The following is a 20864-nucleotide window of genomic DNA, read 5'->3' on the forward strand; positions in this document are numbered from 1 at the left end:
CTGGCGCGGCTTTGGCGCATGAAATCCATCCACAGCGCGAGCCCCGCGCCGGTGCGCGGCCCGGCATCAGCCGGAAATGCAGATTCCTTGGTGCAAGCCATTGATCTGGAACGCTTTTTTTCTGCTCAATTTGTCATCGAAACGTCATGAAGGCAATGCTGGCGCGGGTTTGCGCGCGCCCAGGACGTGTTCTCAACAAAGTTATCCACAAGAATTGTGGGTCAGGTCCTACGAAGACGCGGCCGTCGCCTACAGGCGTCGAGGTACACGATAATCGGCCGCTGTTTCCCTGACAAAACCGGCGGAGCCCCTTCCCTTGCTGTCCATCATACAAGCCGCAGGCTGGCCGATCTGGCCCCTGGTCGCCTGCTCCATCCTGGCGCTCGCCCTGGTCATCGAACGGTTCCTGAGCCTCAGGACCGACAAGGTGGCGCCCCCTCGACTGCTCGAGGAAGCCCTCTCGGCCTCGCGCCAGTCGGTGCCCTCGCCGGACGTGGTGGGCCAGCTGTCGCAGAACTCCGCGCTGGGCGAGGTGCTGGCCAGCGGGCTGCGCGCGCTCAACAACGACCCGCGCTGCAGCGAGGTCGACCTGCGCGCCACCATGGAGAACACCGGCCGCGAGGTCGCGCACCGGCTGGAGCGCTACCTGAGCGCCCTGGCCACCATCGCCTCCGCCGCGCCGCTGCTCGGCCTGCTGGGCACGGTGATCGGCATGATCGAGATCTTCGGCGCCCAGTCCTCGGCCGGGGGCGCCACCGGCGGCAACCCGGTGCAGCTCGCGCACGGCATCTCCGTGGCGCTCTACAACACCGCCTTCGGCCTGGTGGTGGCCATCCCCACGCTGATCTTCTGGCGCTACTTCCGCAGCCGGGTCGACTTCTTCCTGCTCACGCTGGAGCTGTCGGCCGAGCGCTTCGCGCGCCACCTGAACACCCTGCGCGGCCGGCCATGAACTTCCGCAGCCGCTCCCGCGAGGAGCCGGAGATCAACCTGATCCCCTTCATCGACGTGCTGCTGGTGGTGCTCATCTTCCTGATGCTGTCGACCACCTACAGCCGCTTCACCGAGCTGCAGCTCAAGCTGCCGGTGGCGGACGCGGACGCCCAGCGCGACTACCCGAACGAGATCGTGGTCGGCGTGACCAGCGACGGCCGTTACCTGGTGCAGGGCCAGGCGGTCTCCGGCCGGGGCGTGGAAGCGCTGACCCAGGCGCTGGGCGCCGCCGCCCAGGGCGCCAAGACCAGCGTGGTCATCATCACCGCGGATGCGACGGCGACGCACCAGTCGGTCATCAGCGTGATGGAGGCGGCGCGCCGCAACAGCCTCAACCAGATCACCTTCGCCACCCAGTCTTCGGCCGCCGCCGGGAGCCGCTGAGTGGGAGCCACGCTGCAGCGGGCCTGGCGGGGGCGCGGCCCGCTCGCCTGCCTGCTGTGGCCGCTCTCCAGGCTGTACGCCCTCCTCGCCGGGCTGCACCGCGGGCTGTACCGCGTGGGCCTGCTGCGCCGCGAGCGCCTGCCGGTGGCCGTCGTCGTCGTGGGCAACGTGGTGGCGGGCGGCGCCGGCAAGACCCCGGTCGTCATCGAGATCCTTCGCCACCTGCGCGAGCGGGGCATCGCGGCGGGCGTGGTCTCGCGCGGCTACGGCCGCCGCAGCCGGGGCGTGCGCGAGGTGCGCGCCGGCGACAGCCCGGCCGACACGGGCGACGAGCCGCTGCTGGTGGCACGCAGCACCGCCTGCCCCGTGTTCGTGGGCGAGCGACGGGCCGACGCCGGCCGGGCCCTTCTTGCCGCCCACCCCGAGGTGCGGGTGATCGTGAGCGACGACGGGCTGCAGCACCATGCGCTGGCGCGCGACCTGGAGGTCTGCGTGTTCGACGAGCGCGGCACGGGCAACGGCTGGCGCCTGCCGGCCGGCCCGCTGCGCGAGGCCTGGCCGCGCCCGGTCGACCTGGTGCTCTGCCCGGTCGGCCTGGCCGGGGTGGCGGGCCACCCGCTGCGCCGCGCACTCGCGCCCGAAGCCAGTCGCGCGGACGGCAGGCGCATGCCCCTGGCCGAGCTCGCGCGCCGCCCCCTGCTGGCCCTGGCCGGCATCGCTCGCCCCGAGGCCTTCTTCGGCATGCTGCGCGAGGCCGGCGTCGTGCCCCGGCAGACCCTGGCCCTGCCGGACCACCACGCCTTCGACGCGCCCGTCGCCGCCGGCGGGCTGGAACTGGTGTGCACCGAGAAGGACGCCGCCAAGCTGTGGCGGCATGCGCCCGGGGCCTGGGCCGTCGGGCTGCAACTGCAGCTCGATCCCGGCTTCTGGCAGGACTTCGACCGCCTGCTGGACGCGCAGCTATCATCGCCGCATGGACCCCAAGCTGCTTGAACTCCTGGTCTGCCCGGTGACCAAGGGCCCGCTGGACTACGCGCGCACGCGCCAGGAACTCTGGTCCCGCAGCGCCCGCCTGGCCTACCCGATCCGCGACGGCATCCCGGTGATGCTCGAGGAGCAGGCACGCACGCTCAGCGACGAGGAACTGGAGAGCCTGCCCCGCCGCACCCCGCTCGTGGGATGAGCTTCAGCGTCCTCATCCCCGCGCGGCTGGCCTCCACCCGCCTGCCCGACAAGCCGCTGGCCGACATCGCCGGCAAGCCCATGGTGGTCCGCGTGGCCGAACGGGCCGCCCGCTCCGGCGCCGCCCGCGTGGTGGTCGCCGCCGACGATGCGCGGATCGTGCAGGCCTGCGCGGCGCACGGCGTGCAGGCCGTGCTGACGCGCGCCGACCATGCCTCCGGCAGCGACCGGCTGGCCGAAGCCTGCGAGCAGCTGGGCCTGGACGGGCGCGACGCGGTGGTCAACGTGCAAGGGGACGAGCCCCTGATCGAACCGGCCCTGATCGACGAGGTCGCGGCCTTGCTGGCCGCGCACCCGGACGCGGCCATGAGCACCGCCGCCCACCCCATCGCCAGCGTCGAGGACTTCCTCAACCCCAACATCGTGAAGGTGGTGACCGACGCCGCCGGGCTCGCGCTCTACTTCAGCCGCGCGCCCATGCCCTGGTGGCGCGACGGCTACGCCGGCGGGGTGAGCACCCTCCCGGACCCGGCGCCCTTGCGCCACGTCGGCATCTACGGCTACCGCGCCGGCTTCCTGCGCAGCTTTCCCGGCCTGCCGCCGGCGCCGCTGGAGCGCATCGAGGCGCTGGAGCAGTTGCGCGCGCTCTGGCACGGCCACCGCATCGCGGTGCATGTCAGCACGCATGCGCCCGGGATCGGCGTGGACACGCCCGAGGACCTTGCGCGGGTGCGCGCCGGCTGGCCGGCGTAAGGGTCCGCGAAGGGTCGCGTGATATTCTCCAAGCCATCATGCGCGACGGCGGGCCAGCCCCGCCCGCGGCGCACCGCAGCATCTCCCAGAACAACTTACGAGGACATCCATGAGACTGATTCTGTTGGGCGCGCCCGGCGCGGGCAAAGGCACACAAGCAGCCTTCATCTGCCAGAAATACGGCATCCCACAAATCTCCACGGGTGACATGCTGCGCGCCGCCGTCAAGGCCGGCACACCGCTGGGCCTCGCGGCGAAGAAGGTCATGGATTCGGGCGCGCTGGTCAGCGACGACATCATCATCGGGCTCGTGAAGGAGCGCATCACCCAGCCCGACTGCGCCAACGGTTTCCTCTTCGACGGCTTTCCGCGCACCATCCCGCAGGCGGACGCGATGAAGGCGGCCGGCGTCAAGCTCGACTACGTGCTGGAGATCGACGTGCCCTTCGAGGCCATCATCGAGCGCATGAGCGGCCGCCGTTCGCACCCGGCCTCGGGCCGCACCTACCACGTCAAGTTCAACCCGCCCAAGGTCGCCGGCGTGGACGACGTCACCGGCGAGCCCCTGGTGCAGCGCGACGACGACAAGGAAGAGACCGTGAAGAAGCGCCTGGAGGTCTACGCCGCCCAGACACGGCCGCTGGTCGACTATTACGCCGGCTGGGCCCAGGCCGACCCGGCCTCGGCACCCCGCTACCGGGCCATCAGCGGCCTGGGCAGCGTCGACGAGATCACCGCCCGGGCGCTGGCCGCGCTGGCGGCCTGAGCAGGTCCAGCACCAGCTCGATCCTCGCCTTGACGGGCGACAGGGCACTCGCGGGCAGGGTTTCGCCCGCGTGCCGCACGATGGGTCCCTGGCTGCAGCGCGTGGTCCGCACCAGGGCCACGCCCGCCTCGCGGGCCTCCTGCAGCGCATCCAGCAGCGGCTGCGCCACCGAGCCGTTGCCCGTGCCGGCCACCACGATGCCCTGCACGCCGTCGCGCACCAGCGCGCGCACCATGCCGCCCCCGGCGCCGGCGTGGTTCATCACGATCTCCACCCGAGGCCAGGCCCCGGCCGGCCAGTCCAGCGCACGGGGCGCCGTGGGCACCCAGGCCCGCACCGGCCGCACCTGCCCGTCCTCCACATAGGCCAGCGGGCCGGCCTCGCCGCTGGCGAAGGCGTCTAGGCGGTAGGGGTGCACCTTGCTGACCTGCACCGCGTCGTGGACCACCCCCGCGCACACGGCGACCACGCCCTGCGCACCCGCAGCCGAAGCCACCGCCAGGGCGTCCAGGATGTTCTGCGGCCCGTCCGGGCTCATGGAGGTCGCCGGCCGCATGGCGCAGGTCAGCACCACGGGCTTGGCCGTGTCCAGCATCCGGTGCAGGAAATACGCGGTCTCTTCCAGCGTGTCGGTGCCGTGCGTGATGACCACGCCCTGCACCTCGTCGCGGGCCAGCCACGCCTGGCAGCGCGCGAGCAGCCGGCCCCAGGTGGCGAAGTCCATGTCCTTGCTGTCGAGCTGGGCCACCTGCTCGCTGGCGAGCGGCAGGTCCCGCAGGCCGGGGATACCGGCGAGGATGGCCTCGATGCCGATCTGCGCCGCGGTGTAGCCGACGTTGTCGGTCGCGCTGGCGGACGATCCCGCCAGGGTGCCGCCTGTGCCCAGGACGGCGATGGTTGGGCGTGCCACTTGCACTCCTGTGAAAACTGGTTAAAAATACAGCTACTGGATAGGCAAACAGGAGCCGACATGCTCGACCAACCGAAGCTGACCCCGCGCCAACAGCAGATTCTGGACCTGATTCAAAGCGCCATCGCGCGCACCGGCGCGCCGCCCACCCGGGCGGAGATCGCCGCCGAGCTCGGGTTCAAGTCGGCCAATGCGGCCGAGGAACACCTGCAGGCCTTGGCCCGCAAGGGCGTGATCGAGCTGGTGAGCGGCACCTCGCGCGGCATCCGCCTGCGCAGCGAGGCGCTGCGCAGCATCAACGAGTCGCGCATCAAGCAGTTCTCGCTGCCCCTGCCCAGCCTGGCGCAGCTGGCCCTGCCGCTGGTCGGCCGCGTGGCCGCCGGCTCGCCCATCCTGGCCCAGGAACACGTGGACCAGACCTACTACGTCGAGAGCAGCCTGTTCCAGCGCCGCCCCGATTACCTGCTCAAGGTGCGCGGCATGTCCATGCGCGACGCCGGCATCATGGACGGCGACCTGCTCGCGGTGCAGTCCACCCGGGAAGCGAAGAACGGCCAGATCGTGGTCGCGCGGCTGGGCGACGAGGTCACGGTCAAGCGCTTCAAGCGCAACAAGCACCTGATCGAGCTGCACGCCGAGAACCCGGATTACCCCACCATCGTGGTCGAGCCCGGCGAGCCCTTCGAGATCGAAGGCCTGGCCGTCGGCCTGATCCGCAACACGATGCTGATGTAGGCAAGACCGGGCTGGCCGCAGGTGGCGGGCGTATGGCGCTGGGTGCGCCATCACCCTGCGGGCCAGCCTTCCACCACGCAATCCTGCCGTGTCCCACCCCTTCTCAAGGAGAGTCGCATGGCACGTCCGATGTCCCGTTTTTCTTCCCTGTTCCGCGCGCTGCGCAATGCGGCGGCGCGCATCGCTGGCGGCCGCGCCGGTGACGCACCGCGCCCGCCGGCGGCGCTGCGTCCCATCGTCGTCACGGGCGGCGGCCGCGCGCCCACCGGCGGCGGCGGCACGCGCAGCACCGTCCCGGCGGTGCAGCGCATTCCCCGCAGCCCGGTGCGCGTGCTGCGCGTGGCCGAGGCCGGCAGCCGTCGCGTCGCTGGCGCCCGCATGGTGATCTCGGGCCGGCTGGCCGATGTGTGCGCCGAGCTCGAGCGGCTCGCGGCGCTGGAAGCCGCAGCCACCTGACGCCCGGCCGGCCCGCCGTTCCCGGGCCGGCAACTCAGGCCTGGGCGCCCGCCAGGTAATCGGCCTTGCCCAGCTCCACGCCGTTGTGGCGCAGGATCAGGTAGGCCGTGGTGACGTGAAAGAACACGTTGGGCAGCACCCAGTGCTTCAGGTAGGCCTCGCCCTTCATGGTGCGGGTGGCTTCGCGGCCCACGGGGAAGGTGATTTCCTTGTCCTCGGTGCCGTCGATCTGGGCGGCGGGCACGGTGGCCAGCCAGTCCAGGGTCTTCTGGATGCGGCCGCGCAGGTCGGCGAAGCTGGCCTCGTTGTCGTCGAACTTGGGCGCTTCCACCCCCGCGATGCGCGCCACGCCCAGCTTGGACATGTCGCAGGCGATCTGGATCTGGCGGGTGAAGGGCAGCATGTCAGGCGCCATGCGGTACTGCAGCAGCGCCGTCGGGTCGATCTTGCGGGCTTCGGCAAAAGCCTGGCCCTTGGCCAGGATGTGCGACAGATTGTTGAGCATGGTCTGCAGCACCGGCAGGCTGGCGCTGGACATCGACAGTGACATGGTTCCTCCTCGGCCCCTTCGGGCAGGCAAAGCGCGCATCCTAGCCTTCCGCGCAGGGCGCCGCAGCCGGTGACGAGCTTGGCCCGAGGCACAATCCGGGCATGAACATTGTGATCCTCGACGATTACCAGGACGCGGTGAGGAAGCTGCAGTGCGCGTCCAAGCTCGAGCACTACCCGGCCAAGGTCTACACCAACACCGTGAAGGGCATCGGCCAGCTGTCGGTACGCCTGCGGGACGCCGACGTGATCGTGCTGATCCGCGAGCGGACGCACCTCACGCGCCAGCTGCTGGAAAAGCTGCCGCGGCTGCGCATGATCTCGCAGACCGGGCGGGTCGGCTCGCACATCGACGTGCAGGCCTGCACCGAGCGGGGCATCGCCGTGGCCGAGGGCGTGGGCTCCCCGGTGGCGCCGGCCGAGCTCACCTGGGCGCTGATCATGGCCGCCATGCGCCGCCTGCCGCAGTACATCAGCACGCTCAAGCACGGCGGCTGGCAGCAGTCGGGCATGAAGTCCGCCTCCATGCCGGTGAACTTCGGCCTGGGCATGGTGCTCAAGGGCCGCACCCTGGGCATCTGGGGCTACGGCAAGATCGGCCAGCTGGTCGCCGGCTACGGCCGGGCCTTCGGCATGAAGGTGATGGTCTGGGGCAGCCAGGGCGCCCGCGAGCGCGCGGTCGCCGACGGCCTGCAGGCCGCGCTCAGCCGCGAGGAGCTGTTCCAGTCCAGTGATGTGCTCAGCCTGCACCTGCGCCTTGCCGAGGAAACCACCGGCATCGTCACGCTGGAAGACCTGGGCCGCATGAAGCCCACCGCACTGCTGGTGAACACCTCGCGCGCCGAGCTCATCGAGCCCGACGCGCTGATCGCCGCCCTCAACCGCGGTCGCCCGGGCATGGCGGCCGTGGACGTGTTCGAGAGCGAGCCCATCCTGCAGGGCCACGCCCTGCTGCGCCTGGAAAACTGCATCTGCACGCCGCACATCGGCTACGTCGAGCTGGACAGCTACGAGCTGTACTTCGGCGCCGCCTTCGACAACGTAGTGAATTTCATCCGCGGCACGCCGACCAACATCGTCAACCCGGGCGCGCTGCAGGTGCGGCGCTGACCCGGCCCGCGGCCAGGCGCCGCGGCGGGGACAGGCCCGGGCCCGGCGGGCAGGAATAATCGGCTTCCCTTCCCTGCCCCCACACCCTGTGCAAGACACCGCCCCGACCGCCGACCGACTGCCCGCGGTCCTCTGGCCCCTGCTGTTCGGCAACTTCGTCATCGGCAGCGGGGTGATGGTGGTCCAGGCCACGCTCAACGAGATCAGCAGCGACCTGCAGGTGTCGGTGCCCGTGGCCGGCCAGCTGATCGCAGCCGCGGCCGCCCTGATGTGCCTGGGTGCGCCCTTGCTCGCCACGGTGGTGGCCGGCTGGGACCGGCGCCGGCTGCTCGCCCTGTCCATGCTGTGGTACGGCCTGCTGCACGCGGCCTGTGCCTTCGCGCCCAGCTACGGGGTCTTGCTGGCCTTGCGGGTGATGGCCGTGGTGTCGCCCGCGATCTTCACCCCGCAGGCCGCCGCCAGCGTGGGCCTGCTGGTGCCGCCCGCGATGCGCGGCCGCGCCATCACGCTCGTGTTCCTGGGCTGGTCGGTGGCCTCGGTGCTGGGCGTTCCCATGGGCAGTTTCATCGCCGCCCTGTTCGGCTGGCGCGCGGCCTTCGGCCTTGTGGCGGTGCTCAGCCTGGTCAGCGCGGCCTGGGTCTGGGTGCGCCTGCCCGACGGCGTACGTCCGCAGGCCCTCTCGGCCGCGGCCTGGGGCGAGGCCCTGCGCCACCGCGGGCTGGTGCTGTGCATCGCGGTGACCCTGCTGTCCTCCGCCGGGCAGTTCGTGCTGTTCTCCTACTTCGCGCCCTACTGGCGCGCCAAGCTGGGGGTGACGCCCACCACGCTCAGCCTGCTCTTCCTGTGGTTCGGCGCCTTCGGCTTCATCGGCAACGTGCTGATGTCGCGCCATGTGGACCGGATCGGCGCGCCGCGGGCCGTGATGATCGCGCTGGGCTGCATCGCGCTCAGCCTGCTGGCCTGGCCCCTGGCGACCAGCCTGGCCCTCGCGGGCCTGGTGTGCATTCCCTGGGCGCTGGGCCTGTTCTCCAGCAATTCGGCCCAGCAGGCCCGGCTGGTTGCGTTCGCGCCGGTGCTGGCGCCCGCCACGGTGGCGCTCAACAGTTCCGCGCTCTACGCCGGCCAGGCCGTGGGCGCGGCCACCGGGGGCTGGCTGATCGCCGGCGGGCGCATGGACTGGCTGCACTGGGCCGGCTTCGCCGTCATGCTGGCGTGCATGGGGGTGAGTGCCAAGGCGGGGCCGTCCCGCACTGCCACATAATCGCCCGATGAACCTGAACGACCCCACCGTCGGCGTCGTGGGGACGGGTGCCATGGGCCGGGGAATCGCGCAGATCGCGGCCCAGGCCGGCAGCACCGTCCTGCTCCACGATGCCCAGCCCGCCGCCGTCGAGAAGGCGCGCACCGAAATCTGTGCCCAATGGGACCGCCTGCTCGAAAAGGGCCGCATGGACGAGGCCGCCGTGCAGGCCTGCAAGCAGCGGCTGAAGCCGGCCGATGGCCTGCAGGGGCTGGCCAGCTGCGACCTGGTGATCGAAGCCATCGTCGAAAAGCTGGAAGCCAAGAAGTCGCTGTTCGCGCAGCTCGAGGAGATCCTTCGGCCCGACGCGGTGCTGGCCACCAACACCTCCTCGCTTTCCGTCACCGCGATCGCGGCCGGCCTGAAGGCGCCCCAGCGCGTCGCGGGCTACCACTTCTTCAACCCGGTGCCGCTGATGAAGGTGGTCGAGGTCATCGCCGGCCTGAAGACCGACCCGGCGGTGTGCGAGGGACTGTCGGCCTTCGCCCGCAAGATGGGCCACACCCCGGTGCAGGCCCAGGACACCCCCGGCTTCATCGTCAACCACGCCGGCCGCGGCTACGGCACCGAGGCCCTGCGCCTGGTGGGTGAAGGCGTGGCGGACTTCGCCACGGTAGACCGCATCCTGCGCGACCAGGCCGGCTTCAAGCTCGGCCCCTTCGAGCTGATGGACCTCACCGCGCTGGACGTGTCGCACCCGGTCATGGAATCCATCTACCACCAGTACTACGAGGAAGCCCGCTACCGCCCCAGCGTGATCACCGCGCAGCGCCTGGCGGGCGGCGTGCTGGGACGCAAGACGGCCGACGGCTTCTACCGCTACGAGGGCGGCAAGGCCGTGGTGCCCGCCGAACCGCCGGTGCCGCAGGTGGCGGAGCTGCCGCCCGTGTGGGTCTCCACCCGCGCTGCGCGCCGGGCCGAGCTGTACCAGCTGCTCAAGGACCTGGGCGCGAAGATCGAGACCGGCCAGTCGCCCTCGCTCCACGCCCTGACCGTGGTCGCGCCGCTGGGCTTCGACGTCACCACCGTGGCGGTGGTCGAACGGCTGGACCCGGCCCGCACCGTGGGCATCGACATGCTGATCGACGACGCGGCCACCAAGCGCCGCGTGCTGGCCACCAACCCGGCCACGCGCGAGGACATGCGCGACGCCGCGCACGCGCTGTTCGCGCGCGACGGCAAGCCGGTGAGCGTGATCCGCGATTCGGGCGGCTTCGTCACGCAGCGCGTGGTCGCCACCATCGTCAACATCGCCGCGGATATCTGCCAGCAGCGCATCTGCAGCCCCAAGGACCTGGAGCTGGCCGTGACGCTGGGCCTGGGCTACCCGCTAGGCCCGCTGGCCATGGGCGACCGCTGGGGCCCCTCCAACATCCTCGAGGTGCTCTTCAACATGCAGACCGTCTACGGCGACCCGCGCTACCGCCCCAGCCCCTGGCTGCGCCGGCGCGGCGCCATCGGCCTGTCGCTGCTGCACGAGGAACCCTGACCCGCCATGGCCGCCGAACTCAAGAGCCGCAGCGAAGGCCGCACCCTGGTGCTGTCCATCAGCAACCCCGAGAACCGCAATGCGCTGGGCCCGGAAATCTACGCCGCCGGCGTCGAGGCCCTGAACGCCGCCGACTCCAACCCGGAGGTGCGCAGCGTGGTGATCACGGGCGAAGGCAGCACCTTCTGCGCCGGCGGCAACCTGCAGCGGCTGCTGGGCAACCGGCAGAAGCCGCCCGAGGTGCAGGCGCAGAGCATCGAGGGCCTGCACGGCTGGATCGAGGCGATCCGCACCTTCCCCAAGCCCGTGATCGCGGCCGTGGAAGGCGCCGCCGCGGGCGCCGGGTTCTCGCTGGCGCTGGCCTGCGACCTGATCGTCGCGGCCCATGACGCGGTCTTCGTGATGGCCTACAGCGGCGTGGGCCTCTCGCCCGACGGCGGCGCCAGCTGGTCGCTCGCCCATGCTCTGCCGCGCCAGCTGGCCAGCGAGCTGCTCATGGGGGGCGAGCGCACCACGGCCGAGCGCCTGCACGCGCTGGGCGTGGTCAACCGCATCGCTGGCAACGGCGAAGCCCTGGCCGAAGCCCTAAACCTGGCCGAGCGCCTGAACGCGCGCGCGCCCAACGTGATGGCCAGCATCAAGGAATTGCTGGGCGACGCCGACGGCGCGACGCTCAACCGCCACCTGGCGGCCGAGCGCGACCATTTCGTTCGCAACCTGCACCACCCCAATGCCGGCATCGGCATCGAGGCCTTCCTCGGCAAGCGCAAGCCCGACTACCGGTAGCCGGGTCCCACAGGCGACAGCCCCTGCCGCGGCAGTCACTCAAACGACAGACCATGGACGACCCCATTCTTACCATCGAGGAACGCGAGGCGATCAATTCCGGTCGCTGGTTTTCCCAACTCTCACCGTCCCTGCGCCACGACATCCTGCGATGCGCCTACGTCAAACGCTACAAGGACGCCGACCTGATCTGCGCGCGCGGCGACCCGGCCGAGGCGTGGAGCGCGGTGGCGCGCGGCGCCGTGCGCGTGAGCTCGACCTCGATCACCGGCAAGCAGGTCACGCTGACCTACGTGGAGCCGGGGGTCTGGTTCGGCGACGTGGCGATCTTCGACGGCGAGCGCCGCACGCACGATGCCTTCGCGCATGGCGAAACCACCCTGCTCTCGGTCTCGCGCGGCGACTTGCGCAAGATCCTGTCGCAGCACGTGGAGCTGTACGAGGCGCTCATGTTCCTTCAGGCGCGGCGCATACGCACCCTGTTCGGCCTGGTGGAAGACCTCAACACCCTGCCGCTGCGCGCGCGCCTGGCCAAGCAGCTCACCCACCTGGTGCGCAGCTACGGTGTGCCCTCGCTGGCCGATGGGCGCGAGGTGCGCATCGGCCTGCAGCTGGCGCAGGAGGAGCTGGCGCACCTGCTGGGCGCCTCGCGCCAGCGCGTGAACCAGGAGCTCAAGACCCTGGAGCGCGAAGAGGTCATCCGCATCGAGCCGGGCGGCCTGGTGGTGCGCAACCGCGATGCCCTGATGCGCATCATCGAAGCCGACAACTAGAACACGAGACCCTGCATGTCTGAATTCGATCACTTCATCGGCACGCGCGAAGTCGCGGAGAAGCACCGCTTCGACGTCGCCGCCCTTGAGAAATGGCTCAGCGGACGGCTCCCGGGCTTCCGCGGCCCGCTCCAGGTGGAGATGTTCAAGGGCGGGCAGTCCAACCCGACCTACAAGCTGCTCACGCCCGAGCGCAGCTACGTGATGCGCGCCAAGCCCGGCCCGGTGGCCAAGCTGCTGCCCTCCGCACACGCGATCGAGCGCGAATTCGCGGTGATGTCGGGGCTGGCGGGCACAGGCGTGCCGGTGCCCAGGATGCACGTGCTGTGCGAGGACGAGGAGGTCATCGGCCGCGCGTTCTACGTGATGGAGTTCATGCAGGGCCGCGTGCTCTGGGACCAGGCCTTGCCCGGCATGACGCAGGCCCAGCGCGGCGAGATCTACGACGAGATGAACCGCGTCATCGCGGCGCTGCACACTGTCGACTTCGCCAAGCAGGGGCTGGCGGGCTACGGCAAGCCCGGCAACTACTTCGAGCGCCAGATCGGCCGCTGGACCAAGCAGTACAAGGCGTCCACGGACGGCGCCGGCCCCATGTCGCAGCCCATCCCGGCGATGGAAAAGCTGGTCGAGTGGCTGCCTGCCCACATCCCGGCGGCCGCGCGCGACGAAAGCAAGATTTCCATCGTGCACGGCGACTACCGGCTGGACAACCTGATGTTCGACGCGCAGCAGCCGCGCATCATCGCCGTGCTGGACTGGGAGCTGTCCACGCTGGGGCATCCGCTGGCCGACTTCAGCTACCACTGCATGGCCTGGCACATTCCGCACGGCTCCTTCCGGGGCATCGGCGGGCTGGACCTGCCCGGCCTGGGCATCCCGGCCGAAGACGACTACATGCGCCGCTACTGCGACCGCACGGGCCTGGCCACGGTGGACGAACTCAAGGCCGACTGGAACTTCTACCTGGCCTACAACATGTTCAGGATCGCCGCGATCCTGCAGGGAATCGCCAAGCGCGTGGAGGCGGGCACCGCCTCCAGCGCCCAGGCCGCCGCATCCGGCGCCAGCGCACGGCCCATGGCCGAGCTGGCCTGGGAATTCGCCCAGAAAGCTTGAGACCACCGGGCATCAACGAGGAAGACAAGATGGACTTCGATTACTCCCCCAAGACGCGTGAACTGCAGGCCCGCCTGAAGAAGTTCATGAACGACCACATCTACCCGGCCGAAAAGGAAGTCGAGGCGGAACTCGAGGCCAACACCAAGGCCGGCAAGCGCTGGACGCCGCTGCAGACCATCGAGAAGCTCAAGCCCAAGGCCCGGGCCGCCGGCCTGTGGAACCTGTTCCTGCCCGTGGACAGCGCGCAGGCCTCGGGCTACGACGGCGCCGGCCTGACCAACCAGGAGTACGCGCCGCTGGCCGAGATCATGGGCGCGGTGCCCTGGTCCAGCGAGGTGTTCAACTGCTCGGCGCCCGACACCGGCAACATGGAGACCATCGCCCGCTACGGCTCGCCCGAGCTGCGCGCGCTCTGGCTCAAGCCCCTGCTGGAAGGCGAGATCCGTTCGGCCTTCGCGATGACCGAGCCGGAGGTCGCCTCCTCGGACGCGACCAATATCTGCACCCGCATCGAGCGCCAGGGCGACGAGTACGTGATCAACGGCCACAAGTGGTGGATCTCCGGCGCCGGCGACCCGCGCTGCCAGGTCTTCATCACCATGGGCAAGACCGACCCGGAAGCGCCCCGCCACTCGCAGCAGAGCATGATCATCGTGCCCGCCAACACCCCCGGCATCCGCATCGTGCGGCCGCTGACGGTGATGGGCTACGACGACGCGCCGCACGGCCACGTGGAGATGTATTTCGAGAACGTGCGCGTGCCGGCCGCCAACATCCTGCTGGGTGAGGGCCGTGGCTTCGAGATCGCCCAGGGCCGCCTGGGCCCCGGCCGCATCCACCACTGCATGCGCCTGATCGGCCTGGCCGAGCGCGCGCTGGAACTGATGTGCCGCCGCGCCCTCTCGCGCACCGCCTTCGGCAAGACCGTGGCGCAGCAGAGCGTGACGCAGGAGCGCATCGCCGAGGCGCGCTGCAAGATCGACATGGCGCGCCTGCTCACCCTGAAGGCCGCCTGGATGATGGACACCGCAGGCAACAAGGTCGCCCGCACCGAGATCGCGATGATCAAGGTGGTGGCGCCCAACATGGCCCTGGACGTGATCGACTGGGCGATGCAGGTGCACGGCGGCGGCGGCATGAGCGGTGACTTCCCGCTCGCCTCGGCCTGGGCGCATGCCCGCACGCTGCGCTTCGCCGACGGCCCGGACGAAGTGCACCGCGCCGCCATCGCCAAGTGGGAGCTGGGCAAGTACGGCGCCTACGGCGCCGACGCCCAGGTGCCGGTCACGCGCGGCGGCTGAGCGCCCGCGCCCTGGCCCTGCGGGGCCGGGGCGGGCGGATCACCCCGGAAAGGCGGCCAGCGCGCGCTCGCAGGCCGCGCTGAAGACCGCCGAGGCGTGCTGCAGCGTGGGCAGCCGCGCCGGGTTCAGGGCCATGCGCAGGTAAGCCTTGCCGTTCATCACCAGCAGCAGCATCGGGTCTTCCGGCGACGGGCCGGGCTGCGGCCAGTGCATCAGGCTGTCGGCCAGAGACGCATCCAGCAGCGCCTGCGCGGTTTCGCGCCGGTCCGACAGCACGCTGAAACGCTTCCAGAACTCGATGGGCAGGGTGTCCCAGCCCACCTCGTCGTAGATGGAGAGCCAGCGCATTTCCTCGGGCATGGACGAATCCAGCGAGGTCTGCAGGCTGTCGGTGTACATCCGGTAGGCCTGGCGCTCCAGCTGGTCCTTCAGGGCGCGGTTGATCACCAGCACGGCCACCCCAGGCGCCAGGCCCAGTTCGGCCCGCGCACGCAGCTCGTCATGGTTGCGGATGTAGCCGCGGGTGGACGGGCCGATCTGCAGGCGCCAGGGCCGCCCCTGCACCTGCCCCTCCAGCGTCATGCCTTGCCCGGCATCGGCACGCAGGTCCCAGCCCTGGCTCGCCGCCCATTGGGAGACGGGGCCCAGCGCCGACGGCGCAGCGGCCGACGGCTTGCCTCCCGCCAGGTCGTTCGACCGGCCGAAGGCTTTCTTGATGCGATCGAACATGAATCCCGTACGGGACTTCGGCAGGCGGCGGGCGTCAGCGGATCGCGAAATCGTCGCGCGACTTGCCGCGCAGCCAGGCCGGCTCGCGGCCGCGGCCCGACCAGGTCTGGCCGGTGGCGGGGTCACGGTACTTGGGCGCCACGCGGGTGCCGGCGCTGGGGCTGGCACCGCGCGGCTTGCGGCCCTTGCGGCCACTGCCGAAGATGTCTTCAGCGGACAGGCCATGCTGCTCCACCATCGCGCGCACGGCACGGACGGCGTCGGAGCGCTCGGCATCGCGCGCGGCCGCGATCTGGGCCTCGATCTCTTGCTTCTGTTTCAGGAGTTCAGCGACAGTTGCCATGGTTGTCCTTTCGTGCGGCGATTCTAAACGCCGGTCTGCTGCGAGCCGCATCCATGGCACGAATATTGCCGCGATGACTGCATGCAAACAGCCGTCACTCCCCCGGCCGCACGGCGGCGCCGGCCGCTGGATCCGCTGCGCCAGGGCCAGCTCGAACTGCTGCTCGAATCCACCGGGGAAGGCGTGTTCGGCATCGACCTGGCGGGCAACTGCACCTTCATCAACCAGGCCGCGGCACGCATGCTGGGCTGGACACAGGACCAGGTGCTGGGCCGCAACATGCACGAACTGACCCACCACTCCCACGCCAACGGACAGCCCTACCCCACGCAGGACTGCCCCATCTTCAACGCCTTCCGCAGCGGCCTGCCCTGCCGCATCGACACCGAGGTGTTCTGGGACCGGACGCACCGGCCCTTCCCGGTCGAATATTCCAGCCACCCGCTGCTGGACGGCGGGGAGGTGCTGGGCGCGGTGGTCACCTTCTCCGACATCACCGGCAGGCGCCAGGCCGCCCGGGCGCTGCAGCAGGCCCACGACGAACTGGCGCGCGCCAACGACGAGCTCGAGGCGCGCGTGGCCGAGCGCACGCAGGCGCTGTCCGTGGCGCTGGGCGAGTTGCGCGAACTGGCCGCCTACTCCGAATCCGTGCGCGAGGAGGAGCGCACCCGCATCGCCCGCGAGGTCCATGACGAACTGGGCAGCCTGCTGGTGGCGCTGAAGATGGATGTGAACTGGATGGACAAGCGCCTGGGCGAACAGGGCCAGCGCAGCCCGCACGAGGCCGAGGCCATGCGCAGCCGTCTGCAGTCCAAGTGCCGCAACATGAGCCGGCTGATCGAGGCCGCGGTCGACAACGTGGGCCGCATCATCACCGACCTGCGTCCCAGCATCCTGGACCACCAGGGCCTGTGGGCGGCGCTGGAATGGCAGGCGCGCGACTTCGCGCAGTCGGCCGAGCTCTCGCTCGCCTGGGCGATGCACGGCACCGCGGGGCTGCACCTGCCCGAACCCCAGGCGATGGCCGTGTTCCGCATCTTCCAGGAGATGCTCAGCAACGTGGGGCGCCATGCGCAGGCAGGCGCGCTGGACGTGCGCATCACCGTGCGGGCCGGCACGCTGCGGCTGCAGGTGCGCGACGACGGCCGGGGCGCGCCGGCGCAGGCCTTCCAGGCCCCGACGGCCTACGGCGTCATGGGCATGCGCGAACGCGCCCGTCATTTCGGCGGCGAGGTCACGATCCAGAGCGGGCCCGGCCGTGGCACCCGCGTGGCGCTGCGCATGCCCTTGCGGGGCGCGGCGCCATGATCCGGGTGCTGATCGGCGACGACCACCGCGTGGTGCGCGAGGGCCTGAAACAGGTGCTGGCGGACGCCGAGGACGTGCGGGTGCAGGCCGAGGTCAGCAGCGGCCCCGAGGTGCTGGCGAAGGTGGCGGCCTGCGGCGGCACGGCCGGCCTGGACCTGGTGCTGCTGGACATCGCCCTGCCCGGCCTGGACGGCCTGGAAGTGCTGCAGGCGCTGCGCCGTGACCACCCCGGCCTGCCGGTGCTGATGCTCAGCACCTACCCGGAAGGCCAGTACGCGGTGCGCTGCATCCAGCTGGGCGCCGGCGGCTACCTCAACAAGAGCGCGGACCCCGACGACATGGTGGCGGCGGTGCGCAAGGTGGCGGCCGGCGGCCGTTACCTGACGGCCGCCACGGCCGAAGCGCTGGCGGCCTCCGTCTGGGCGGGTGCCGGCAAGGCCGGCGGCGTCGAAGCCCTGTCGCACCGCGAACACCAGGTCTTCCGCCTGCTCACCGAAGGCATGACCGTGAGCGAAATTGGTGCACGCCTCAAGCTGGCGCCCAACACCGTGAGCACCTACCGGACGCGCGTGCTGGAAAAGACGGGCGCCCGCAACGACGTGGAACTGGCGCTGTACGCGGAGCGCCTGGCCCGCAGCGGCCTGGCCCGCTGATGCGCCGGGCCGTGTAGGGCTGGCACTACACGCTGTCGCCGCAGCCCCCGCGATCTTGCGCACCCGACCCCCTGCCGGCCCGGGCTGGTCCGCAGCTTGCGTAGGCCTCCCTATCGCGTCTGCCTTTTTCCCCATTTTCGACAACGGAGTCCCCATGAACCGCAACGACGTCACCGAGAAGATCATCGCCACCAAGGTGTCCAAAGGCCTCAAGTGGGAGGACATCGCCAAGAAGGTCGGCCTCAGCAAGGAGTGGGTCACGGCCGGCTGCCTGGGCCAGATGACCTTCGACGAGAAGCAGGCCAAGGTGCTGGGCCGCATCTTCGGCCTCAACGCCGAGGAGCAGAAGTGGCTGCAGGTGGTGCCGTACAAGGGCTCGCTGCCCACCCCCGTGCCCACCGACCCGCTGATCTACCGCTGGTACGAGATCGTCAGCGTCTACGGCACCACGATCAAGGAATTGATCCACGAGGAATTCGGCGACGGGATCATGAGTGCGATCGACTTCAGCATGGACATCGTGCGCCAGCCCGATCCCAAGGGCGACCGCGTCAACGTGGTGCTCTCGGGCAAGTTCCTGCCCTACAAGCAGTACTGATCTTCATCCACCCCCCGCCCCGAGGATCACGATGGACACCCTCCTGAAAAGCATCCGCCGCCTGGCCCTGGCCCTGCCGCTCGCCCTGGGCCTGGCGCAGGCCGCGCTCGCCGAGACCGTCGCCCGCTACGGCATCTCCATGGCCGACATCCCGCTGACCACCGGCCAGCCCGACCGGGGCGCCGGTGCCTACCAGTTCACCGGCCACACGCTGTACGACCCGCTGGTCGCCTGGGAGGCCGATGTCGGCACCCGCCCGGGCAAGCTGGTGCCCGGCCTGGCCACCGACTGGAAGGCCGACCCCAAGGACCCGCGCAAGTGGACCTTCCACCTGCGCAAGGGCGTCAAGTTCCACGACGGCTCCGCCTTCACCGCCGACGCGGTGACCTGGAACCTGGACAAGGTGCTGAACGACAAGTCGCCGCAGTTCGACGCCAAGCAGAGCGCCCAGGTGCGCCCGCGCATCCCCTCCATCGCGAGCTGGCGCAAGGTGGACGAGATGACGGTGGAGATCACCACCAAGGACGTGGACGCGCTGTTTCCCTACCAGCTGCCCTGGTTCCTGATCTCCAGCCCCGCGCAGTGGGAGAAGCTGGGCCGCGACTGGGGCAAGGTGGCCTTCCAGCCCTCGGGCACCGGCCCCTTCAAGCTCGACAAGCTGGTGCCGCGCGAGCGCGCCGAATTGGTGCGTAACGCGGGCTACTGGGATACCAAGCGCCTGGCCAAGACCGACCGCATCGTGCTGCTGCCCATTCCCGACGCGCTCACCCGCGCCAACGCGCTCCTGAGCGGCCAGGTCGACCTGATCGAGACGCCGCCGCCCGACGTGCTGCCGCAGCTGCAGAAGGGCGGCTTCCGCATCGTGACCAACGTGACGCCGCACGTCTGGCCCTACCACTTCAGCACCTACCCGGGCTCCCCCTGGGCCGACATCCGGGTGCGCAAGGCGGCCAACCTGGCGATCGACCGCGACGCCATCGTGAAGCTGCTGAACGGCCTGGCCACGCCCGCCAAGGGCCAGCTGGACCGCACCAGCCCCTGGTTCGGCAAGCCCAGCTTCGACCTGAAGTACGACCTCGCCCAGGCCCGCGCGCTGATGGCCCAGGCCGGCTACTCCAAGGACAAGCCCCTGAAGGCGAAGATCATCATCGCCCAGGGCGGCACGGGCCAGATGCTCTCGCTGCCGATGAACGAGTTCATCCAGCAAAGCCTGGCCGAGATCGGCATCAACATCGACTTCGAGGTCGTCGAGCTGGAGAACCTGTACCTGCACTGGCGCAGCGGTGCCAAGGCCGACATGAACGCCGGCAAGGGCATCAGCGCGATCAACCTGGGCTACGTGACGGCCGACCCGTTCTACGCCATCACGCGCTTCATGGACAGCCACTACATCGCGCCCAACGGCGTGAACTGGGGCGGCCTGATGGACCCCAAGGTGGACGCGACCATCGAGCAGGTCCGCACCACCTTCGACACCAAGAAGCAGGACGCGCTGCTGGCCAGCCTGCACCAGACCATGGTCGACCAGGCGCTGATGCTGTGGGTGGTGCACGACGTGAACCCGCACGCGCTCTCGCCCAAGGTGAAGCAGTTCGTGCAGGCCCAGCACTGGTTCCAGGACCTGACCACCATCGGGATGTAAGAGGCACGCCGGCCCCATGCTCGCCTATTTCCTGCGCCGCCTCGCCTACACCCTGCCGATCGCGCTGGGTGTGACGCTGCTGTCCTTCCTGCTGGTGTACATCGCGCCCGGCGACCCGCTGAACGCGATCGCCCCGGCCGACGCGCCGGCGGACGTGGTGGCCGCCCTGCGCAGCACCTACGGCCTGGACCGGCCGCTGCCGGTGCAGTACGGCCTGTGGCTGGTGCGCGCCGTGCAGGGCGACCTGGGCGTCTCCATCGCGTCCGGCCGCGCCGTGGGCTCGGAGGTGCTGGCGGCCATGAAGAACACGCTGGTGCTGGCGCTGTTCGCGGCCGCGCTGGGCATGACGGCGGGCGTGGTGCTGGGGGGCCTGGCGGGCAACCGCATCGGCGGCGTGGTGGACCGGCTGGCCAGCGGCTTCTCGGTGCTGGGCGTGAGCGTGCCCCACTACTGGCTGGGCCTGGTGCTCACCATCGTGTTCTCGGTCTGGCTGGACTGGCTGCCCGCCATGGGCGCGGGCCCGGGCAGTTCGGCCACCGGCGGCAACGCCTGGGCCTGGGACTGGGCGCACGTGCGGCACCTGGTGCTGCCCGGCCTCACGCTGTGCGTGATCCCCATGGGCATCGTCACCCGCACCGTGCGCGCCCTGGTGGCCGAGACCCTGCAGCAGGAGTTCGTCACCGCCCTGTGGGCCCGCGGCCTGGGGCGCGCCGCCGTGTTCCGCCACGTCGCGCGCAACGCCCTGCCCACGGTCCTGGCGGTGGCGGGCCTGCAGCTGGGCTACCTCATGGGCGGCTCCATCCTGGTGGAGACCGTGTTCGCCTGGCCGGGCACCGGCTTCCTGCTGAACACCGCCATCTTCCAGCGCGACATCCCGCTGCTGCAGGGGACCATCCTCGTGCTGTGCATGTTCTTCGTCGCGCTCAACCTGCTGGTGGACATGCTGCAGCCGCTGGTCGACCCGCGCATGCGGCGTGCCTGA

Annotated in this window: 25 protein-coding genes; 21 read left to right on the forward strand and 4 right to left on the reverse strand. The window is 70.4% G+C overall.

Features of this window, described 5'->3' with window-relative positions; translation table 11 throughout:
• Nucleotides 1–18 precede the first annotated feature (18 nt).
• The 7 genes from IM725_RS20590 (at nucleotide 19) to adk (ending at nucleotide 4078) form a co-directional block, all read left to right on the forward strand.
• A complete protein-coding gene (locus IM725_RS20590; RefSeq protein ID WP_265334978.1) occupies nucleotides 19–150 on the forward strand; it encodes a hypothetical protein in 132 nt (43 codons plus the stop codon).
• Nucleotides 151–316: 166 nt separating this feature from the next.
• Nucleotides 317–952 carry a MotA/TolQ/ExbB proton channel family protein gene (locus IM725_RS01960; protein ID WP_193778881.1) on the forward strand — a complete coding sequence of 212 codons (636 nt, stop codon included), beginning with the start codon at nucleotides 317–319 and terminating at the stop codon, nucleotides 950–952.
• A complete protein-coding gene (locus tag IM725_RS01965) occupies nucleotides 949–1377 on the forward strand; it encodes an ExbD/TolR family protein (RefSeq protein WP_193778882.1) in 429 nt (142 codons plus the stop codon). Before IM725_RS01960 ends, IM725_RS01965 begins: the two co-directional genes overlap by 4 nt.
• Nucleotides 1378–2370, forward strand: a complete 993-nt coding sequence (lpxK, locus tag IM725_RS01970) for a tetraacyldisaccharide 4'-kinase (protein ID WP_193778883.1) — start codon at nucleotides 1378–1380, stop codon at nucleotides 2368–2370. It begins immediately after the preceding gene.
• Nucleotides 2351–2560, forward strand: coding sequence for a Trm112 family protein (locus tag IM725_RS01975; protein ID WP_193778884.1), 210 nt, complete (start codon nucleotides 2351–2353; stop codon nucleotides 2558–2560). The genes lpxK and IM725_RS01975 overlap by 20 nt, the downstream gene beginning before the upstream one ends.
• Nucleotides 2557–3312: a 3-deoxy-manno-octulosonate cytidylyltransferase gene (kdsB, locus tag IM725_RS01980; protein ID WP_193778885.1), complete on the forward strand. Its 756-nt coding sequence runs from the start codon at nucleotides 2557–2559 to the stop codon at nucleotides 3310–3312. Before IM725_RS01975 ends, kdsB begins: the two co-directional genes overlap by 4 nt.
• A 109-nt stretch (nucleotides 3313–3421) precedes the next feature.
• Nucleotides 3422–4078, forward strand: a complete 657-nt coding sequence (gene adk / locus IM725_RS01985; protein WP_193778886.1) for an adenylate kinase — start codon at nucleotides 3422–3424, stop codon at nucleotides 4076–4078.
• Here the strand turns inward: adk and IM725_RS01990 are convergent.
• The gene (locus IM725_RS01990; protein ID WP_407692493.1) at nucleotides 4044–4994 is read right to left on the reverse strand and encodes an asparaginase; all 951 of its coding nucleotides are present in this window, start codon (nucleotides 4992–4994) and stop codon (nucleotides 4044–4046) included. The genes adk and IM725_RS01990 overlap by 35 nt on opposite strands.
• Before the next feature lie 54 nt (nucleotides 4995–5048).
• Between IM725_RS01990 and lexA the strand changes: the two genes are divergently transcribed.
• Nucleotides 5049–5723: a transcriptional repressor LexA gene (gene lexA / locus IM725_RS01995; RefSeq protein ID WP_193778888.1), complete on the forward strand. Its 675-nt coding sequence runs from the start codon at nucleotides 5049–5051 to the stop codon at nucleotides 5721–5723.
• 117 nt (nucleotides 5724–5840) lie between these two features.
• The gene (locus IM725_RS02000; protein ID WP_193778889.1) at nucleotides 5841–6179 is read left to right on the forward strand and encodes a hypothetical protein; all 339 of its coding nucleotides are present in this window, start codon (nucleotides 5841–5843) and stop codon (nucleotides 6177–6179) included.
• Between the two features lie 34 nt (nucleotides 6180–6213).
• Here IM725_RS02000 and IM725_RS02005 read toward each other — a convergent pair whose 3' ends face one another.
• Nucleotides 6214–6729 (reverse strand): DUF1993 domain-containing protein, encoded by a 516-nt coding sequence (locus tag IM725_RS02005; RefSeq protein ID WP_193778890.1) that lies wholly within the window; start codon nucleotides 6727–6729, stop codon nucleotides 6214–6216.
• A 101-nt stretch (nucleotides 6730–6830) separates the two neighbouring features.
• On the opposite strand from IM725_RS02005, the gene IM725_RS02010 reads away from it, so the two are divergent.
• From IM725_RS02010 to IM725_RS02040, 7 genes are all read left to right on the forward strand, one after another.
• Nucleotides 6831–7838: a D-2-hydroxyacid dehydrogenase family protein gene (locus IM725_RS02010; RefSeq protein ID WP_193778891.1), complete on the forward strand. Its 1008-nt coding sequence runs from the start codon at nucleotides 6831–6833 to the stop codon at nucleotides 7836–7838.
• A gap of 88 nt (nucleotides 7839–7926) precedes the next feature.
• Nucleotides 7927–9099, forward strand: a complete 1173-nt coding sequence (locus IM725_RS02015; protein ID WP_287067654.1) for an MFS transporter — start codon at nucleotides 7927–7929, stop codon at nucleotides 9097–9099.
• A gap of 7 nt (nucleotides 9100–9106) precedes the next feature.
• The gene (locus IM725_RS02020) at nucleotides 9107–10627 is read left to right on the forward strand and encodes a 3-hydroxyacyl-CoA dehydrogenase (protein WP_193778892.1); all 1521 of its coding nucleotides are present in this window, start codon (nucleotides 9107–9109) and stop codon (nucleotides 10625–10627) included.
• A 6-nt stretch (nucleotides 10628–10633) separates the two neighbouring features.
• Nucleotides 10634–11413: an oxepin-CoA hydrolase, alternative type gene (locus IM725_RS02025; protein WP_193778893.1), complete on the forward strand. Its 780-nt coding sequence runs from the start codon at nucleotides 10634–10636 to the stop codon at nucleotides 11411–11413.
• 53 nt (nucleotides 11414–11466) lie between these two features.
• The gene (locus IM725_RS02030; protein WP_193778894.1) at nucleotides 11467–12186 is read left to right on the forward strand and encodes a Crp/Fnr family transcriptional regulator; all 720 of its coding nucleotides are present in this window, start codon (nucleotides 11467–11469) and stop codon (nucleotides 12184–12186) included.
• Between the two features lie 15 nt (nucleotides 12187–12201).
• Nucleotides 12202–13305: a phosphotransferase family protein gene (locus tag IM725_RS02035; RefSeq protein WP_193778895.1), complete on the forward strand. Its 1104-nt coding sequence runs from the start codon at nucleotides 12202–12204 to the stop codon at nucleotides 13303–13305.
• Between the two features lie 29 nt (nucleotides 13306–13334).
• Nucleotides 13335–14609, forward strand: a complete 1275-nt coding sequence (locus tag IM725_RS02040; RefSeq protein ID WP_193778896.1) for an acyl-CoA dehydrogenase family protein — start codon at nucleotides 13335–13337, stop codon at nucleotides 14607–14609.
• A gap of 39 nt (nucleotides 14610–14648) precedes the next feature.
• Here IM725_RS02040 and IM725_RS02045 read toward each other — a convergent pair whose 3' ends face one another.
• A complete protein-coding gene (locus tag IM725_RS02045) occupies nucleotides 14649–15338 on the reverse strand; it encodes a hypothetical protein (RefSeq protein WP_193778897.1) in 690 nt (229 codons plus the stop codon).
• Between the two features lie 34 nt (nucleotides 15339–15372).
• Complete coding sequence (locus tag IM725_RS02050) at nucleotides 15373–15681, reverse strand: H-NS histone family protein (protein ID WP_193778898.1); 309 nt, start codon at nucleotides 15679–15681, stop codon at nucleotides 15373–15375.
• 81 nt (nucleotides 15682–15762) lie between these two features.
• On the opposite strand from IM725_RS02050, the gene IM725_RS02055 reads away from it, so the two are divergent.
• The 5 genes from IM725_RS02055 to IM725_RS02075 all read left to right on the forward strand — a co-directional run bounded on the left by IM725_RS02055 (nucleotide 15763) and on the right by IM725_RS02075 (nucleotide 20864).
• Nucleotides 15763–16989: a sensor histidine kinase gene (locus IM725_RS02055; protein WP_193778899.1), complete on the forward strand. Its 1227-nt coding sequence runs from the start codon at nucleotides 15763–15765 to the stop codon at nucleotides 16987–16989.
• The gene (locus tag IM725_RS02060) at nucleotides 16986–17642 is read left to right on the forward strand and encodes a response regulator (protein ID WP_193778900.1); all 657 of its coding nucleotides are present in this window, start codon (nucleotides 16986–16988) and stop codon (nucleotides 17640–17642) included. The genes IM725_RS02055 and IM725_RS02060 overlap by 4 nt, the downstream gene beginning before the upstream one ends.
• A gap of 154 nt (nucleotides 17643–17796) precedes the next feature.
• On the forward strand, nucleotides 17797–18240 hold the full coding sequence (gene cynS / locus IM725_RS02065; protein ID WP_193778901.1) for a cyanase: 444 nt from the start codon (nucleotides 17797–17799) through the stop codon (nucleotides 18238–18240).
• A 31-nt stretch (nucleotides 18241–18271) separates the two neighbouring features.
• Nucleotides 18272–19882 carry an ABC transporter substrate-binding protein gene (locus tag IM725_RS02070; RefSeq protein ID WP_193778902.1) on the forward strand — a complete coding sequence of 537 codons (1611 nt, stop codon included), beginning with the start codon at nucleotides 18272–18274 and terminating at the stop codon, nucleotides 19880–19882.
• A 16-nt stretch (nucleotides 19883–19898) separates the two neighbouring features.
• Nucleotides 19899–20864 carry an ABC transporter permease gene (locus IM725_RS02075; RefSeq protein ID WP_193778903.1) on the forward strand — a complete coding sequence of 322 codons (966 nt, stop codon included), beginning with the start codon at nucleotides 19899–19901 and terminating at the stop codon, nucleotides 20862–20864.

The sequence above is a fragment of the Ramlibacter aquaticus genome, assembly GCF_015159745.1.
In the GTDB taxonomy this organism is placed as follows: Bacteria; Pseudomonadota; Gammaproteobacteria; order Burkholderiales; family Burkholderiaceae_C; genus Ramlibacter; species Ramlibacter aquaticus.

What these genes read in the sequence shown, in the direction of transcription:
- IM725_RS01975 (WP_193778884.1), top strand. Translation starts at nt 2,351, where the DNA reads ATGGACCCCAAGCTGCTTGAACTCCTGGTCTGCCCGGTGACCAAGGGC.
- lexA (WP_193778888.1), top strand. Translation starts at nt 5,049, where the DNA reads ATGCTCGACCAACCGAAGCTGACCCCGCGCCAACAGCAGATTCTGGAC.
- IM725_RS02005 (WP_193778890.1), bottom strand. Translation starts at nt 6,729, where the DNA reads ATGTCACTGTCGATGTCCAGCGCCAGCCTGCCGGTGCTGCAGACCATG.
- IM725_RS02010 (WP_193778891.1), top strand. Translation starts at nt 6,831, where the DNA reads ATGAACATTGTGATCCTCGACGATTACCAGGACGCGGTGAGGAAGCTG.
- IM725_RS02070 (WP_193778902.1), top strand. Translation starts at nt 18,272, where the DNA reads ATGGACACCCTCCTGAAAAGCATCCGCCGCCTGGCCCTGGCCCTGCCG.
- adk (WP_193778886.1), top strand. Translation starts at nt 3,422, where the DNA reads ATGAGACTGATTCTGTTGGGCGCGCCCGGCGCGGGCAAAGGCACACAA.
- IM725_RS02060 (WP_193778900.1), top strand. Translation starts at nt 16,986, where the DNA reads ATGATCCGGGTGCTGATCGGCGACGACCACCGCGTGGTGCGCGAGGGC.
- cynS (WP_193778901.1), top strand. Translation starts at nt 17,797, where the DNA reads ATGAACCGCAACGACGTCACCGAGAAGATCATCGCCACCAAGGTGTCC.
- IM725_RS01965 (WP_193778882.1), top strand. Translation starts at nt 949, where the DNA reads ATGAACTTCCGCAGCCGCTCCCGCGAGGAGCCGGAGATCAACCTGATC.
- IM725_RS02040 (WP_193778896.1), top strand. Translation starts at nt 13,335, where the DNA reads ATGGACTTCGATTACTCCCCCAAGACGCGTGAACTGCAGGCCCGCCTG.
- IM725_RS02000 (WP_193778889.1), top strand. Translation starts at nt 5,841, where the DNA reads ATGGCACGTCCGATGTCCCGTTTTTCTTCCCTGTTCCGCGCGCTGCGC.
- kdsB (WP_193778885.1), top strand. Translation starts at nt 2,557, where the DNA reads ATGAGCTTCAGCGTCCTCATCCCCGCGCGGCTGGCCTCCACCCGCCTG.
- IM725_RS02025 (WP_193778893.1), top strand. Translation starts at nt 10,634, where the DNA reads ATGGCCGCCGAACTCAAGAGCCGCAGCGAAGGCCGCACCCTGGTGCTG.
- IM725_RS02035 (WP_193778895.1), top strand. Translation starts at nt 12,202, where the DNA reads ATGTCTGAATTCGATCACTTCATCGGCACGCGCGAAGTCGCGGAGAAG.
- IM725_RS02050 (WP_193778898.1), bottom strand. Translation starts at nt 15,681, where the DNA reads ATGGCAACTGTCGCTGAACTCCTGAAACAGAAGCAAGAGATCGAGGCC.
- IM725_RS02075 (WP_193778903.1), top strand. Translation starts at nt 19,899, where the DNA reads ATGCTCGCCTATTTCCTGCGCCGCCTCGCCTACACCCTGCCGATCGCG.
- IM725_RS02030 (WP_193778894.1), top strand. Translation starts at nt 11,467, where the DNA reads ATGGACGACCCCATTCTTACCATCGAGGAACGCGAGGCGATCAATTCC.
- IM725_RS02045 (WP_193778897.1), bottom strand. Translation starts at nt 15,338, where the DNA reads ATGTTCGATCGCATCAAGAAAGCCTTCGGCCGGTCGAACGACCTGGCG.
- IM725_RS20590 (WP_265334978.1), top strand. Translation starts at nt 19, where the DNA reads ATGAAATCCATCCACAGCGCGAGCCCCGCGCCGGTGCGCGGCCCGGCA.
- IM725_RS02020 (WP_193778892.1), top strand. Translation starts at nt 9,107, where the DNA reads ATGAACCTGAACGACCCCACCGTCGGCGTCGTGGGGACGGGTGCCATG.
- IM725_RS02055 (WP_193778899.1), top strand. Translation starts at nt 15,763, where the DNA reads ATGCAAACAGCCGTCACTCCCCCGGCCGCACGGCGGCGCCGGCCGCTG.